This window comes from Streptomyces sp. HUAS YS2 (assembly GCF_033343995.1).
Taxonomy (GTDB): domain Bacteria; phylum Actinomycetota; class Actinomycetes; order Streptomycetales; family Streptomycetaceae; genus Streptomyces; species Streptomyces solicathayae.
Genome location: NZ_CP137573.1, coordinates 6,119,888 through 6,135,294, shown reverse-complemented (window position 1 = coordinate 6,135,294; position 15,407 = coordinate 6,119,888). Strand labels below are relative to the sequence as shown.

Sequence of the window (15,407 nt, the reverse complement as noted above, 5' to 3'; positions counted from 1 at the left end):
CCCCTAGCCGAAGAAGTTCCGTACGTGCTCCAGACCCGCGACCAGGGCGTCGACCTCGGCCGGGGTGGAGTACAGATAGAACGACGCCCGCGTGGTCGCAGGAATTCCGTACCGCAGGCAGACCGGCCGCGCGCAGTGGTGGCCGACCCGGACCGCGATGCCCTCCTCGTCGAGGACCTGGCCCACGTCGTGCGGGTGGATGTCGCCGAGCACGAAGGAGATCGCGGCGCCGCGGTCCTCGGCCGTGGTGGGGCCGATGATCCGCAGGTCGGGGACCTCCTGCAGGCGCTTCACCGCGTACTCGGTGATCGCGTGCTCGTGGCGCTGGATGTTCTCCATGCCGATCGCCGACAGGTAGTCCACGGCCGCGCCGAGGCCGACGGCCTGCGCGATCGGGGGCGTGCCCGCCTCGAACTTGTGCGGCGCCGGCGCGTACGTCGACGAGTGCATCGAGACGGTCTCGATCATCTCGCCGCCGCCGAGGAACGGCGGCAGGTCCTCCAGGAGTTCCTGCCGTCCCCACAGCACGCCGATGCCGGTCGGGGCGCACATCTTGTGGCCGGTGAAGGCCACGAAGTCGGCCTGCAGCGCCTGCACGTCGAGCACCATGTGCGGGGCGGCCTGCGAGGCGTCGATGCAGACCAGTGCGCCGACCTCCTGGGCGCGCCGGACGATCGTCTCGACCGGGTTGACCGTGCCCAGCAGGTTGGAGACCAGCGTGAACGAGACGACCTTGGTCTTCTCGGTGATCAGCTCGTCGATGTTGGAGAGGTCGAGGCGGCCGTCGTCGGTGAGGCCGAACCACTTCAGCTTCGCGCCGGTGCGCTGCGAGAGCAGCTGCCACGGGACGATGTTGGAGTGGTGCTCCATCTCCGTGATGACGATCTCGGTCTCGTGGTCCACCCGGTAGGGCTCGTCGGCCCAACCGAGCATGTTGGCCACGAGGTTGAGCGACTCGGAGGCGTTCTTGGTGAAGATCACCTCGTCGCGGCTCGGCGCGTTGATGAAGGCGGCGACCTTGTCGCGGGCGCCTTCGTACAGCGCCGTGGCCTCCTCGGCGACCGTGTACACGCCGCGGTGAACGTTCGCGTTGTGCCGCTCGTAGTACGCGTTCAGCGCGTCGAGGACCTGACGCGGCTTCTGCGAGGTCGCGGCGGAGTCCAGGTAGACGATCTTCTTCCCGTCGTGGACCACACGATCCAGCAGGGGGAAGTCCTTGCGGATCGCCTCGGTGTCGAGGAGGCCCGGCAGCTGTGTCACGCGGATGCGCCGCCCTTCACGTACTTGTCGTAGCCCTCGTTCTCCAGCTGGTCCGCGAGCTCGGCGCCGCCGGACTCGACGATGCGGCCGTTCGCGAACACGTGCACGAAGTCGGGCTTGATGTAGCGGAGGATCCGCGTGTAGTGGGTGATCAGCAGGGTGCCGACCTCGCCGGTCTCGCGGACGCGGTTGACGCCCTCGGAGACGATGCGCAGCGCGTCGACGTCGAGGCCGGAGTCGGTCTCGTCGAGGATCGCGATCTTCGGCTTGAGGAGCTCCAGCTGCAGGATCTCGTGGCGCTTCTTCTCACCGCCGGAAAAGCCCTCGTTGACGTTGCGCTCGGCGAAGGCCGGGTCCATCTGGAGCTGCTCCATCGCGGACTTGACCTCCTTCACCCAGGTACGCAGCTTGGGCGCCTCGCCGCGGACGGCGGTGGCGGAGGTGCGCAGGAAGTTGGAGACCGAGACACCCGGGACCTCGACCGGGTACTGCATGGCCAGGAAGACACCGGCGCGGGCGCGCTCGTCGACCGACATCTCCAGGACGTCCTCGCCGTCGAGGGTGACGGTGCCGCCGGTGATCGTGTACTTCGGGTGGCCGGCCAGCGAGTACGCCAGGGTCGACTTGCCGGAGCCGTTCGGGCCCATGACGGCGTGGGTCTCGCCCTGCTTGATGGTCAGGTCGACACCCTTGAGGATCTCCCGGGGGCCGTTCTCGGCCTCGACGGAGACGTGCAGGTCGTGGATTTCAAGCGTTGCCATGGGTGACTCAGGACTCCTGGGTGACGGAGACGAGCACATCGTCCCCTTCGATCTTTACGGGGTATACGGGGACGGGGCGCGTCGCGGGAAGGCCGGACGGCTTGCCGGTGCGGAGGTCGAAGCTGGAGCCGTGCAGCCAGCACTCGATGGCGCAGTCCTCGACCTCGCCCTCCGAGAGGGAGACGTTCGCATGCGAGCAGATGTCGTTGATCGCGAACACCTCGCCCTCGGTGTGGACGACCGACACCGGCGTGCCGTCGACCTCGACCCGCTTGGGGGTGTCGGCCTCCAGCTCGCTCAGTGCGCAGACTCGGACGAAGGCCATCAGACGGAAGCCTCCAGCTCGGCCTCGATCTTGGCGATGAGGCGCTCCTCGACGTCCGGCAGACCGATCTGCTGGACCAGCTCCGCGAAGAAGCCGCGGACGACGAGGCGGCGGGCCTCGACCTCCGGGATGCCGCGGGACATCAGGTAGAAGAGCTGCTCGTCGTCGAAGCGACCGGTGGCCGAGGCGTGGCCGGCGCCGGCGATCTCGCCGGTCTCGATCTCCAGGTTCGGCACCGAGTCGACCCGGGCGCCGTCCGTGAGGACCAGGTTCCGGTTGAGCTCGTAGGTGTCGGTGCCCTCGGCCTTGGCCTCGATGAGGACGTCGCCGATCCAGACGGCGTGCGCGTCCTGGCCCTGCAGCGCGCCCTTGTAGGCCACGTTGGACTTGCAGTGCGGGACGTTGTGGGTGACCAGGAGGCGGTGCTCCTGGTGCTGGCCGGCGTCGGTGAAGTACAGGCCGAGCAGCTCGGCCTCGCCGCCGGGGGCCGCGTACGTCACGCGCGGGTGGATGCGGACGACGTCGCCGCCGAAGGTCACCACGACCGACTTGAGGGAGGCGTCGCGGCCGACCAGCGCGTTGTGCTGGGCGACGTGGACGGCCTTCTCGTCCCAGTCCTGGACGGAGACGACGGTGAGCTTGGCGCCGTCGCCGAGCACGTAGTCGACGTTGGCGGCGAGCACCGCGTCACCGGTGTGGTCGATGACGACGACGGCCTCGGCGAAGGCGCCGAGCTCGATCACCTGGTGGCCGAAGGCGACGCCGCCCTCGCCGTGCACGGCGATGCGGATCGGCTCGGTGAGCACGGTCTCCTTGGCGACGGTGACGACCGAGGCCTTCTCGAAGGAGGTGTACGCCTGGGCGGCGACCCGGTCGACCGGCGTGCCGGCCTTCCCGAGGCGCGCGTCGTCGCGGCCCACGGTCTCCACGGTGACGCCCTCGGGGGCCTCGACCTCGATGCGGACGCCTTCGCCGGACGCGACGGCGGTGCCGTCGTGCAGGCCGCGCAGGCGCTCCAGCGGGGTGAAGCGCCACTCCTCCTCGCGGCCGTGCGGAACCGGGAAGTCCGCGACGTCGAAGGACGGCGGGGCACTCATGCGGGTGGCGACGGTGGACTCGGCGGCCACCGCGATCGAACCGGCGGTGGTGGAGCCCGCCGGGATGTTCTGAGCCTCAGCCATGGCTGTCGTCTTGCTCTCTTCCTGCCTCGTCGTACGGGCCCGCCCCGTGCGGAGGGCCGGTCCGGCCGGGCGCCTTTCGGCGCCGGCCGAGAACCTGCCGCCGTGCGGCGGGCTCGCGGGGCTCAGCGACTGAGCCCTGGTCGTTTGCCTGGTCTGCGGGGCGCTCTAGCCCACCGCGCCTTCCATCTGCAGCTCGATCAGCCGGTTGAGTTCCAGCGCGTACTCCATCGGCAGCTCCTTGGCGATCGGCTCGACGAAGCCGCGCACGATCATCGCCATCGCCTCGAACTCGGTGAGGCCGCGGCTCATCAGGTAGAAGAGCTGGTCCTCGGAGACCTTGGAGACGGTGGCCTCGTGGCCCATGGAGACGTCGTCCTCGCGGACGTCCACGTACGGGTACGTGTCGGAGCGGGAGATCGTGTCGACGAGCAGCGCGTCGCAGAGCACGTTCGACTTGGCGCCCGGGGCGCCCTCGCCGATCTCGATCAGACCGCGGTAGGAGGTGCGGCCGCCGCCTCGCGCCACCGACTTGGAGACGATGTTGGAGGAGGTGTTCGGGGCCATGTGGACCATCTTGGCGCCCGCGTCCTGGTGCTGGCCCTCGCCCGCGAAGGCGATCGAGAGGGTCTCGCCCTTGGCGTGCTCGCCCATCAGGTAGACGGCCGGGTACTTCATGGTGACCTTGGAGCCGATGTTGCCGTCGACCCACTCCATGGTCGCGCCCTCGTAGGCGACGGCGCGCTTGGTCACCAGGTTGTAGACGTTGTTCGACCAGTTCTGGATGGTCGTGTAGCGGCAGCGGCCGCCCTTCTTCACGATGATCTCGACGACGGCGCTGTGCAGCGAGTCCGAGGAGTAGATCGGGGCGGTGCAGCCCTCGACGTAGTGGACGTAGGCGTCCTCGTCGACGATGATCAGCGTCCGCTCGAACTGGCCCATGTTCTCCGTGTTGATACGGAAGTAGGCCTGCAGCGGGATCTCGACGTGCACGCCCTTCGGCACGTAGATGAAGGAGCCGCCGGACCACACGGCCGTGTTCAGCGAGGCGAACTTGTTGTCGCCGACCGGGATGACGGTGCCGAAGTACTCCTTGAAGAGCTCCTCGTGCTCCTTCAGCGCGGTGTCGGTGTCGACGAAGATGACGCCCTGCTCCTCCAGGTCCTCGCGGATCTGGTGGTAGACGACCTCGGACTCGTACTGGGCCGCGACACCGGCGACGAGGCGCTGCTTCTCCGCCTCCGGGATGCCGAGCTTGTCGTACGTGTTCTTGATGTCCTCCGGCAGGTCCTCCCAGGACTCGGCCTGCTTCTCGGTGGACCGGACGAAGTACTTGATGTTGTCGAAGTCGATGCCCGACAGGTCGGAGCCCCAGGTCGGCATGGGCTTCTTGCCGAAGAGGCGCAGACCCTTGAGACGCAGCTTCAGCATCCACTCGGGCTCGTTCTTCTTCGCGGAGATGTCGCGGACGACGTCCTCGGAGAGACCGCGCTGGGCGGCGGCACCGGCCGCGTCGGAGTCGGCCCAGCCGTACTCGTACCGACCCAGGCCCTCGAGCTCGGGGTGGCTGATCTCGGTGGTCATGCGGGGTTCCTCCCGGCCGTGCTTGCGGATGGTGATGAAGGGGTGGTCTGTGGGGCGCCGTGCGGGATGAACGTGGTGCAGACGCCGTCACCATGCGCGATGGTGGCCAGACGCTGGACGTGCGTTCCCAAGAGGCGGGAGAAGATCTCCGTCTCCGCCTCGCACAGCTGGGGGTACTGCTCGGCGACGTGGGCGACCGGGCAGTGGTGCTGGCAGAGCTGCTCGCCGACCGGCGCGTGACGCGCAGTGGCAGCGTACCCGTCCGCCGTGAGCGCCTTGGCCAGGGCCTCGGTGCGCTCGGCGGGGTCCGCCGACTCGACGGCCGTCCGGTACGCCTCGGCCTGGGCCTCAACGCGGTCGCGGGCGAAGGCGGCCACGGCCGCCTCTCCGCCGGCGTTCCGCTCGATCCAGCGCAGGGCTTCCACGGCGAGCGAGTCGTAGGACTGGTCGAAGGCGTCGCGTCCGCAGTCGGTCAGTGCGAAGACCTTGGCGGGGCGGCCCCGGGTACGGGCGCCGTAGACGCGCTTCTCCCGCGCCTCGACCACGTTCTCGGAGACGAGCGAGTCGAGGTGGCGGCGGACGGCTGCCTGGGTGAGGCGGAGCCGCTCCGCGAGGTCGGCGACCGTGGAGGGGCCGTGGTCCAGGATGGAGCGCGCGACCCGGTTCCGCGTCGATCGCTCACCGGTCGCGAGTTCCTCCGGAGCCTCGCCGACGTTTTTCACAACGCCATTGTTGCGTAATTCTCCGAGGAGTGACAAGCCGCGTCCGAGCAGGCACGCGGTGCCGTGCATCACTCAGGTAAGGCTTACCTGACCTGCGGAAACGATCTCCGGGGCGCTTTCCGGAACGGCCGACGGCCGCACCCCGGAGGGTGCGGCCGCGGTCGTCCCGGAAGCGTTCCGGCGTGTGAATCAGCCGGTCAGATCGGGGCGCTCCGTCACCCGGACCGAGTTGACCAGCGGCTTTCCGGCATTCGCGACGAACCGGAGATTGAGCTGCCCGTCCGTGACCTTCACGGTGAACGTCCGGTCGTGCGCGGTGCGCACCCCCGCCTCCAGCGCGAGGTCGAGGTTCGGCACGAACTGCACGCCCTCCGCCATCACGTCGAAGACCCGGTCGGTCGGGGCCTTGCCGGCGAGCTCGGCGAAGCCCAGTTCGATCTGGTAGGTGCCGGCGGGCAGGCCGTCGAAGCGGTACTCGTACATGCCCTGGCGGGCGGTCCGGTACAGCGTCGGGTCGGCGGCGCCGGCGATCTCACGGGTGGTGGACGGCGCCGTGGTGGTGCCCAGATGGCCGTACGAGCCCGCGGCGTACTTGCGGTCCGGGCCCCAGGTGTCGCCGAGCGTGTCGGTCGACTCCGCGTTGGCGCCGGCGTCGATCGCGGTCCGGTACGCCGGGACGACGAGCTTCACCGGGATGTCGGTCACCGGCTTGCGGCCGCTGTGCGACTTCACCTGGAGCGTGCCGGTGAGCACGGTGCCCGGGGCCACGCCGGTGGTGTCGAAGGTGACGGTCACCTTCGCCCGGTCGTACGGATCCATGCCGGCGCCCTCCAGGGAGCCGGAGGCCGGGGAGGCCGTGATCCAGCCCTTCCCGTCCTTCTCCGTGACCGTGAAGGTGGTGGGCACGCTGCCGGTGTTCACCACGTTCACCGCCCGGGTCCGGGTGGCGCCCGGCGGGGCGATCACGGTGAGGGACTCGGTGTCGGCGGTGACCCTGGCGGTGGCGATCTCGCTGTCGAAGACGTACACCTGGCCGTTCTGGGCCGTGATGAGCGTCCGGTCGGTCCAGTAGTACCCGGCGGAGACGTAGATGTCGTAGTCGCGCCACTCCGCCGGCATCTGGAGCAGGTAGACCCCGCTCGCGTCGGTGAGCTCGGACGGGCCGAGGCCGCCGCTGCTGGCGGTGACGCTCGCGCCCGCGACCGGCAGCCCGTCGTTGCCGTCGATCACCTTGCCGGTGACGACCGCGGTCCGGGTCTGGCGCAGCGAGATCGTCGTGCCGTCGCGGAGCGTGCCCTCGTTGAACGAGTACAGCAGCGCGTCCGCGCCGTCGTGGCTCTCGGCGCCGATCGTCGCCGACGAGCCGTTCTCCAGGCCGGTTCCGGAGACGTCCTTGTAGTGCAGGGACGCGGAGCCGTCCTCGCTCAGCACGGCGGCGAAGGAGATCCGCTCGCCGGAGGCCGAGCCGGCGAGCAGCGCGTTGCGCCACTCGACGACGATCTTCCGGTGCGGGGCGGTGCCGGTGGCGGCCCAGTACACGCCCGCCTCGGCGTCGACCGTGAGGTTGTCCCAGAACGGGTAGAGCGCGCCGTTCGGGGTCGACGTGGTCGGCAGGGTGGTGTTGGCGCTGGACGTGGAGGACGCGCCGAAGGAGAGCACGCCGTCCACCGAGGCCGTGGCCTGCCGGTAGGTCTTGCCGTAGAAGGGCACGGGGAAGGGCAGCGCGAAGGTCGCGGTGCCGAAGGTGGTGCCGGCGTACGCCAGCTTGGTCGTGCCCGACGGGAAGTCGCCGGACGTGGAGACCGAGCAGGCCGTGCCGAACGCGTCGGTACGGGACGGGAGCTCGACGTTCTTCGTCGTCGCCCCGGTGACCTCGACCTGGACGGTGGTCGCCGAGGCGCAGCGGTGCGCCGGGACGACGTTCAGCTGGTACGTGCCGTACGGCAGGCGCAGCGTGTAACGGCCGTCCGTGCCGGTCCTCCCGGTCACGGGCGTGCCCTGGGCCGTGAGCAGCGCGCCGGCCTCCGGGCCGGTCCCGCCGGTCACGACGCCGGTGACGTCGGCGGACGCCGCCTCGTCGAGGGCGAAGTCGCGCACGGCGGAGCCGCCCTCGGTAACGGTGACCGCGCCGGTGGCGGTGACGTACCCGAACTTGCTCACGCTGACCGTGTAGTCGCCGGTCATCAGCTTGGGCAGGGCGTAGCCGCCGTCCGCGCCGCTGGTGGCGGTGGCCTTCATCGGGCCGTCGAAGCGCAGCGTCGCGTCGGCGACGGGGGCGCCGGCGGCGGTGACCGTGCCGCGGACCGCGCCGAGCGGGCCGCGCGGGGCGGCGGAGACGGCCGCGAAGGCGTCGAGCCGGCCCTCGCCGAAGACGTTGTTGTCGGCGGCGGTGCCGCCGCAGGCCGTCGCGTCGACGTCGATCGCGGTGGAGTCGAGCAGCTTCTCGGTCTCCGTCACGTTGCCGCGGAGCGCGGGCGAGGCGGACCACATCAGGGCGACCGTGGCGGCGGTGTGCGGGGAGGCCATCGAGGTGCCGGAGATGGTGTTGTAGCCGCCGTTGTTCCAGGACGCGCGGACGTTGACGCCGGGCGCGGCCAGGTTCGGCTTGATCCCGCCGGCCTCGCCGGTGCCGCGCGCCGAGAACGAGGCGATGGCGTTGTCGATGCCGAAGGCGCCGGACGAGTAGCTGTTCACGTACGAGCCCGGGGAGCCCGCGGTGTTGCAGCCGGGGCCGTTGTTGCCGTTGGAGAACGCGGGGAAGATCCCGGCGTCCCGCCAGGCCTGGACGGTGGCCTTGTACCAGGTGTCCAGGACGTTGCTGCCCCAGGAGTTGTTCACCACGTCTGGGGCGAGGTCGGGGCGCGGGTTCTGCCCGTTCGCGTCGGTGGGGGCGACGATCCACTCGCCGGAGCGCAGCAGCGAGTCGCGCGAGCAGGAGCTGGTCTCGCAGCCCTTGGCGGCGATCCAGCGCGCGCCGGGGGCGACGCCGACGCGGTTCCCGGCGCCGTCGTCGCCGACCATCGTGCCCATGGTGTGGGTGCCGTGGCCGTTGTTGTCGCAGGGCGCGGTGCCGGAGCAGATCTTGGCCGGGTCGAACCAGTTGTAGGCGTGGTCGTACGTGCCGTCCGCCTTCAGACCCCGGTAGGCGGCCTTCACCGCAGGGTGGTCGTGCTGGACGCCGGAGTCGATGTTGGCGACCGTGATGCCCTCGCCGCGTACGCCCAGCTCGTCCCAGACCCGCGGGGCGCCGATCCGGTCGACGTTCCACTCGACGGCGTCGGTGCGCGGCTCCGCCCGGCCGGGCAGCGGATCCGGCAGCTCGACGGGGTCGTCGGCCTCGATCTCCGCGACCTCGGGGCGGGCGGCGATCTTCTCGGCGAGCGCCTTGTCACCGGTGACCTTGAGCGTGTCGGCGATCCAGAAGGACTCGTACGTCCCACCGGCCGCCTTCACCAGCGCCCGGACGCCGGCCTGGGTCTTCTCGGCGTGCGCGATCTTGGCGGAGCGCAGCGCGCGGGCCTTGGCGGCCTTGCCGGAGGCCCTGCGGGCGGCGGCCGTGTCGGCCTCGGAGGCGAGGGTGACCCAGAAGGTCCGCTTGCCGCCGCCGGCCAGCTCGCGCACGAGCGAGGCGTCGGTCTTCCGGCTGAGGGAGGTGGGCTGCCGGGCCTCCGGGTCCTGGGCCTGGGCGGGTGCGGCGGCCAGGGCGAGGGGGAGGACGACGGCGGCGGCGGTCAGGGCGGCGAACGCTGTTCTGTGCACCGGTCTGGACATGGATCTGCGGCTTAGGGCCACGGACTCTCCTTCACGAAGGGCGCCGGTCAGTACGTACCGTTCGTCGATCGTGAAGGACTTGGCAGGTACATGTGGGTGAATCGAACCGAATCGAACGGTAAGTTCCGGCCATTCCTGCCCCGTTGGCCCCACCCGTCTCCCCGGCGCCAGGGTGTCCGTGACGGCTCTCTAGACTTCCCGGCATGAACAACGAGTCCGTCGTCCAGGTCCGGGGCCTGGTGAAGCGGTACGGGACCAAGACCGCAGTCGACGGCCTCGACCTCGGCGTCCGGGCCGGGACGGTGACCGCCGTCCTCGGCCCCAACGGCGCCGGCAAGACCACCACGATCGAGACCTGCGAGGGCTACCGCAGGCCCGACGCGGGCACCGTCCGCGTCCTCGGCCTCGACCCGGTCAACCAGGGCGAGGCGCTGCGGCCGCTGATCGGCGTGATGCTCCAGTCCGGCGGCGTCTACTCCGGCGCCCGCGCCGAGGAGATGCTCCGCCACACCGCGAAGCTGCACGCCCACCCGCTCGACGTGGACGCGCTGATCGAACGCCTCGGGCTCGGCACCTGCGGCCGGACGACCTACCGGCGGCTCTCCGGCGGCCAGCAGCAGCGGCTCGCGCTCGCGATGGCCGTCGTGGGCCGCCCCGAGCTGGTCTTCCTGGACGAGCCGACCGCCGGCCTCGACCCGCAGGCCCGCCGCGCCACCTGGGACCTGGTCCGGGAGCTGCGCGCGGACGGCGTCACGGTCGTCCTCACCACCCACTTCATGGACGAGGCCGAGCAGCTCGCCGACGACGTCGCGATCATCGACGCCGGCCGGGTCGCCCGCCAGGGCAGCCCCGAGGAGCTGTGCCGCGGCGGCGCCGAGAACACCCTGCGCTTCACCGGCCGCCCCGGTCTCGACCTCGGCTCCCTCCTCAAGGCCCTCCCGGACGGCACCCAGGCCGCCGAGCCGACTCCCGGCGCGTACCGGATCAGCGGCGAGGTCGGCCCCCAGCTGCTCGCCACCGTCACGAGCTGGTGCGCCCAGCACGGGGTCATGCCGGACGGCATCTCCGTCGAGCGCCACACCCTCGAAGACGTCTTCTTGGAACTGACCGGCAGGGAGCTGCGCGGATGAGCACCGGTACGAGCTCGGGCACGACCACGGGCACGGGCATGTACGCGCCGAAGCCCGGCGGCGCCCCCGTCGGACGCATGATCGCCGCGCAGGCCGCGTTCGAGACGAAGATGCTGCTGCGCAACGGCGAACAGCTGCTCCTGACGGTGATCATCCCGTCCCTGCTGCTGGTGCTGTTCTCGACCGTCGACATCGTCACTGTGCCCGTTTCAAGGACAGGCGGCTCGGACGAGGCCGTCGACTTCCTGGCCCCGGGCGTCCTCGCCCTCGCCGTGATGTCCACCGCCTTCACCGGCCAGGCCATCGCGACCGGCTTCGAGCGCCGCTACGGCGTGCTCAAGCGGCTCGCCGCCTCGCCGCTCCCCCGCTGGGCGCTGATGACCGCCAAGACGCTCGCGGTGCTGGTCACCGAGGTCCTGCAGGTCGCGCTGCTCACCGTGATCGCGCTGGCGCTCGGCTGGTCCCCGCAGGGCAGCCCGCTCGCCGTGGCGCTGCTGCTCGCCCTCGGCACCGCCGCCTTCTCCGGCCTCGGGCTCCTGATGGCCGGCACGCTGCGCGCCGAGGCGACGCTGGCCGCCGCGAACCTGGTCTTCCTGCTGCTCCTGGTCGGCGGCGGCGTCATCGTGCCGCTGGACCGGTTCCCGGACGCGGCGCGTACGGTCCTGGAGCTGCTGCCGATCTCGGCGCTCTCCGACGGCCTGCGCGACGTGCTCCAGGGCGGCGCGGCCCTGCCGTGGAGCGCGGTGGGGATCCTGGCGGCCTGGGCCGTCCTGGGCCTCGGCGCGGCGGCGAAGTTCTTCCGCTGGGAGTGACGGGAAAAGCAGCGCGGGCGGTGACGCGGAGCTTCCGCGGGGTGACGTTCCGGGACAACCCGCCGCACAACCCACCCCTCGTGAAAGCGTGCACAAGCCCCCGCCTACGATAGGGCCCGTGCTGACCCCCCTCGCCTACATCGCCCAGCGCTGGACGCCGTCCCCCCGGACGCTCCGGCGCGCCGCGCTCTCCGCCGTCGTGATGAGCGTGGTCATCATCGTCACCGGTGGCGCGGTCCGGCTGACCGGCTCCGGTCTCGGCTGCGACACCTGGCCCAAGTGCACGGACGACAGCCTGATCGTCACGTCCGAGCAGGGCTTCCACGGGATCGTCGAGTTCGGCAACCGCATGCTGACCTACGTCCTGTCGGCCGCCGTCGGCTGGGCGATCGTCGCGGCGCGTTCCGTGAAGCCGCGTCGGCGCGGGCTGACCCGGCTCGGCTGGGTCCAGTTCTGGCTGGTGATGAGCAACGCCGTCATCGGCGGCATCACGGTGTGGATGGGCCTGAACCCGTGGACCGTGGCCGGCCACTTCCTGGCCGCCAACGCGCTCCTCACCGTCGCCGTGATCACCTGGCAGCGCACCCGCGAAGGCGACACCACGCCCCGGCCGCGGGTCCCGAAGCCGGTCCGCAAGCTGTCCTGGGCGATCGCGATCGTCTCGGCGCTGCTGATCGCGCTCGGCACGACGGTGACCGGCGCCGGCAAGCACGCGGGCGACAGCAGCGACGTCCCGCGCATGCCGTGGGACTGGACGGACGCCGCCCACCTGCACGCGGTCGCCGCCTGGGTGGTCTGCGCGCTCGCGGTCGCGATGTGGCTGGTGCTGCGCGTCGTGGACGCCCCCGACGACACCCGCGCCCGCGCCCGCGACCTGCTGCTGGTCCTCCTCGCGCAGGGCGGCATCGGCTACGTCCAGTACTTCACCGGGGTCCCGGAGATCCTGGTCGGCCTGCACATGCTCGGCTCCGCGCTGATGTGGATCGCCGTGGTGCGCCTCGCGCTGAGCATGCGCGAGCGGCCGGTCACCGCCCCGGAGATCCCCGCGCAGACGGACCCGGCGCTCACCACCGCGTGACCCCGCCCGCGGGCGGTCAGCCGAGACCGTAGATCCGGCGGGCCGTGCCCGAGGCGATCATCGTGGCGACGCGCTGGGCGTCGGTGAGGGACCACGCGCCGTCGCCGACCCAGTCGCCGAGCACCCGGCCGAGCGCGCTGCGGAACACGGCCGCGGCCACCACGTGCAGCTCCGGCAGCCCGTGCGCGCCGCTGGAGAACAGCAGCTTGCCGAACGGTGCCGGCTCCAGCGTCTCCGCGAGCACGGCCGCCGCCCGAGCGCCGGTCTGCGCGAGGACGGGCCCCAGATCGGCGTACACGTGCGGGAACACGCTCGCCAGGTGTGCCGCCTGCCGGTGGTACGGGTAGCCGTGCAGCAGCACCAGGTCCGTACCGAGCCCCGCGGTCGCCGCCGCGAAGTCGCCGAGCGGCATCGGGTCCTCGACACCCACCTGGAGCTGGAGCGGCCGCCCGGTGGAGACGGCGATCCACAGCAGATGGCGCAGCAGGACGGGGTCGGTGAGCCGGTCGCCGACCCGGCGGCTGGCGAGCCAGCGCCCGGCCGCGCCGCGTACCTCCCCCGGCCCGGGCGGCTCGGGTGCGGCGAACCCCTGGCGTACGCCGGCCACGGAGATGAAGGCGACGGCGGTCGCGGCGGCGCCGTGCACGGCCTCGGCGAGGTTGGCGAGAAGGGCGTCCACGGTGCCGGAGGTGTCGGCGACCTGCTCGGCGAGGAGTTCCAGGCGGACGATCTCGTGGGCCCGGGCGTCGCCCGCGGCGGCGATCTCGTCCGGTCCGGTGAGGTCGCCGGGCATACCGGTGTCGACCAGATAGGTGGAGATCCCGGAGGCGCGCAGCAGCCGCCTGCCGGACTCCAGGACGCCGAGCTCGCGCCGCCGGGCGAGATACCGGGCGGGCGGGCAGTGCGGCTCCAGGCCGAGCAGCGGCGGACACCAGCGGCGCACCGCGAAGCCGGTCTGGGTGTCGAAGAAGGTGGTGCCGGGCGCGGGCGGCCCGGCGGTCCTGCCGAGGTGGGCCTCGAACGTGCCGAGGCCGAGCTCCGTTCGGAGCACCCCGTGGCAGTACTGGTCCACCAGAGTCGGGGTCTCGATCATGAGCGGGGCTCCCTGCGTGGACGGGCTTCCACCCGTCCTAACGGGTGAGCCCCACGCGAGGTGTTGCCCCGATCTTGTCGAGGCCCCTCGGGCGCTACTTGTTCGACGGTCCGCCGAGCTGGATGCCGGCCATCCGGGTCCACTCGTACGGGCCGGTCACGACCTTCGCCGCGAACTCGCCGTCGAACTCGTCGTGCAGGGTGAGCCCGGCCTTCTCGGCGGCGCTCTGCGCGACGGTGTACGAGGGGGCCACGAGGTCGCCCCAGCCGCCGTCCTCGCCGACGAGGACGATCCGGGTGCCCATCTGGCCGATGTAGGCGAGCTGCCCCTCGGCGCCGCCGTGCTCCTTGGAGAACGCCCGGATCTGCTTGGCGAGCCGGGTCGCCCTGCGCTCTGCCTGCTTGGTGTCTGCCATGACGAAGATGCTACCCAGCGGTAGATCCACTGGCGACGGCCGGGCCATGTGGGCTGTCCCACGTGACCCGGCCGTCGTCGGAAGCCGGTACCGCGAAGCCGGTGCTACCTCAGGAAGGGGTCCACCGCGACCGCCACGAAGAGCAGCGAGACGTAGGTGATGGACCAGTGGAAGAGGCGCATCTCCTTGAGCTTGGCGCCGGTGGCCTCGGCCTTCGCGCGGGCCAGCAGCGCGTGCGCCTCCCAGAGCCACCAGCCGCCGGTCAGCAGCGCCACGGAGGTGTAGAACCAGCCGGTGTAGCCGAGCGGGGTGAGCAGCAGCGAGACGGCGACCATCACCCAGCTGTAGAGGACGATCTGCTTGGCGACGACCTTGTTCGAGGCGAGGACCGGGAGCATCGGCACGCCGGCCCGCGCGTAGTCGTCCTTCACCTTCATGGACAGCGGCCAGTAGTGCGGCGGGGTCCAGAAGAAGATGACCAGGAACAGGATGACGGCGGCCCAGGACATCGAGTTGGTGACGGCCGACCAGCCGATCAGCACCGGCAGGCAGCCGGCGATGCCGCCCCAGACGATGTTCTGCGCGGTGCGCCGCTTGAGGATCATCGTGTAGATCACGACGTAGAACAGCAGTGCGCCGAGTGACAGCGCGGCGGAGAGCCAGTTGACCAGCAGGCCGAACCAGAGCGTGGAGACCACCGCGAGAGTGAGGCCGAAGATCAGCCCCTCACGGGGCGTGAGCACGCCGGTGACCAGCGGACGCTGGGAGGTCCGGTCCATCAGGGCGTCGATGTCCCGGTCGATGTACATGTTCAGCGCGTTGGCGCCGCCCGCCGAGAGGTAGCCACCGGTACACGTGGCGAGGACCAGCCACATGTTCGGTACGCCCTGCTCGGCGAGGAACATCACCGGAACGGTGGTGATGAGCAGCAGCTCGATGATTCGCGGCTTGGTCAGCGCCACGAATGCCTTGACGCGAGCCCCGAACGGCCGATGGCCGCCCGGGCTGGGAGTCAAGACGACCCCGGCGGGTCGGTTCTCGACGGCCGTCACGCACACCCCTGACAGAGAATTTCCCAGCAAGCTCCCCGGATGAAGACGGGGTGAAGACTTGCGCGTACCACGCCACTGTAGACGTTGCCCATACGCCGATCTTCGCGGGGGTGGGGTCGTGTTGGAGGCGCTCGTCCCAAGGGGTGGACACGACCCGGAGTCACGTGGACGCGGCTCGGGAGGCGAACTCACGGAGTGACCGGCACTCTTGCTGTATCCGCTCATT

The 15,407-nt window shown here is 71.0% G+C and carries 13 protein-coding genes; 3 read left to right on the top strand and 10 right to left on the bottom strand.

The window, feature by feature from the left end; all coding sequences use genetic code 11:
- Positions 1–3: 3 nt before the first annotated feature.
- From R2D22_RS28375 to R2D22_RS28345, 7 genes are all read right to left on the bottom strand, one after another.
- Positions 4–1,260, bottom strand: a complete 1,257-nt coding sequence (locus R2D22_RS28375; protein ID WP_318107531.1) for a cysteine desulfurase — start codon at positions 1,258–1,260, stop codon at positions 4–6.
- A complete protein-coding gene (gene sufC, locus R2D22_RS28370) occupies positions 1,257–2,021 on the bottom strand; it encodes a Fe-S cluster assembly ATPase SufC (RefSeq protein WP_046907885.1) in 765 nt (254 codons plus the stop codon). The genes R2D22_RS28375 and sufC overlap by 4 nt, the downstream gene beginning before the upstream one ends.
- Positions 2,022–2,028: 7 nt before the next feature.
- On the bottom strand, positions 2,029–2,346 hold the full coding sequence (locus tag R2D22_RS28365; protein WP_030322524.1) for a bifunctional 3-phenylpropionate/cinnamic acid dioxygenase ferredoxin subunit: 318 nt from the start codon (positions 2,344–2,346) through the stop codon (positions 2,029–2,031).
- On the bottom strand, positions 2,346–3,527 hold the full coding sequence (gene sufD / locus R2D22_RS28360) for a Fe-S cluster assembly protein SufD (RefSeq protein WP_318107530.1): 1,182 nt from the start codon (positions 3,525–3,527) through the stop codon (positions 2,346–2,348). The genes R2D22_RS28365 and sufD overlap by 1 nt, the downstream gene beginning before the upstream one ends.
- 165 nt (positions 3,528–3,692) lie before the next feature.
- The gene (gene sufB, locus R2D22_RS28355; RefSeq protein ID WP_318107529.1) at positions 3,693–5,108 is read right to left on the bottom strand and encodes a Fe-S cluster assembly protein SufB; all 1,416 of its coding nucleotides are present in this window, start codon (positions 5,106–5,108) and stop codon (positions 3,693–3,695) included.
- Entirely contained in the window at positions 5,105–5,830 is a 726-nt protein-coding gene (locus R2D22_RS28350; protein ID WP_318107528.1) for a helix-turn-helix transcriptional regulator, read from the bottom strand. Before R2D22_RS28350 ends, sufB begins: the two co-directional genes overlap by 4 nt.
- Positions 5,831–6,019: 189 nt before the next feature.
- Entirely contained in the window at positions 6,020–9,601 is a 3,582-nt protein-coding gene (locus tag R2D22_RS28345) for a S8 family serine peptidase (protein ID WP_318107527.1), read from the bottom strand.
- A gap of 203 nt (positions 9,602–9,804) precedes the next feature.
- Between R2D22_RS28345 and R2D22_RS28340 the strand changes: the two genes are divergently transcribed.
- From R2D22_RS28340 to R2D22_RS28330, 3 genes are all read left to right on the top strand, one after another.
- Positions 9,805–10,731 carry an ABC transporter ATP-binding protein gene (locus tag R2D22_RS28340; protein WP_318107526.1) on the top strand — a complete coding sequence of 309 codons (927 nt, stop codon included), beginning with the start codon at positions 9,805–9,807 and terminating at the stop codon, positions 10,729–10,731.
- Positions 10,728–11,543, top strand: coding sequence for an ABC transporter permease (locus R2D22_RS28335; RefSeq protein WP_318107525.1), 816 nt, complete (start codon positions 10,728–10,730; stop codon positions 11,541–11,543). The genes R2D22_RS28340 and R2D22_RS28335 overlap by 4 nt, the downstream gene beginning before the upstream one ends.
- Before the next feature lie 88 nt (positions 11,544–11,631).
- On the top strand, positions 11,632–12,621 hold the full coding sequence (locus R2D22_RS28330; protein ID WP_318107524.1) for a COX15/CtaA family protein: 990 nt from the start codon (positions 11,632–11,634) through the stop codon (positions 12,619–12,621).
- A gap of 16 nt (positions 12,622–12,637) precedes the next feature.
- On the opposite strand, the gene R2D22_RS28325 is transcribed toward R2D22_RS28330, so the two are convergent.
- From R2D22_RS28325 to R2D22_RS28315, 3 genes are all read right to left on the bottom strand, one after another.
- A complete protein-coding gene (locus tag R2D22_RS28325; protein WP_318107523.1) occupies positions 12,638–13,714 on the bottom strand; it encodes an amidohydrolase family protein in 1,077 nt (358 codons plus the stop codon).
- Between the two features lie 94 nt (positions 13,715–13,808).
- Entirely contained in the window at positions 13,809–14,129 is a 321-nt protein-coding gene (locus tag R2D22_RS28320) for a hypothetical protein (protein ID WP_318107522.1), read from the bottom strand.
- Between the two features lie 104 nt (positions 14,130–14,233).
- Entirely contained in the window at positions 14,234–15,181 is a 948-nt protein-coding gene (locus R2D22_RS28315; protein ID WP_318107521.1) for a heme o synthase, read from the bottom strand.
- Between the last annotated feature and the right edge of the window lie 226 nt (positions 15,182–15,407).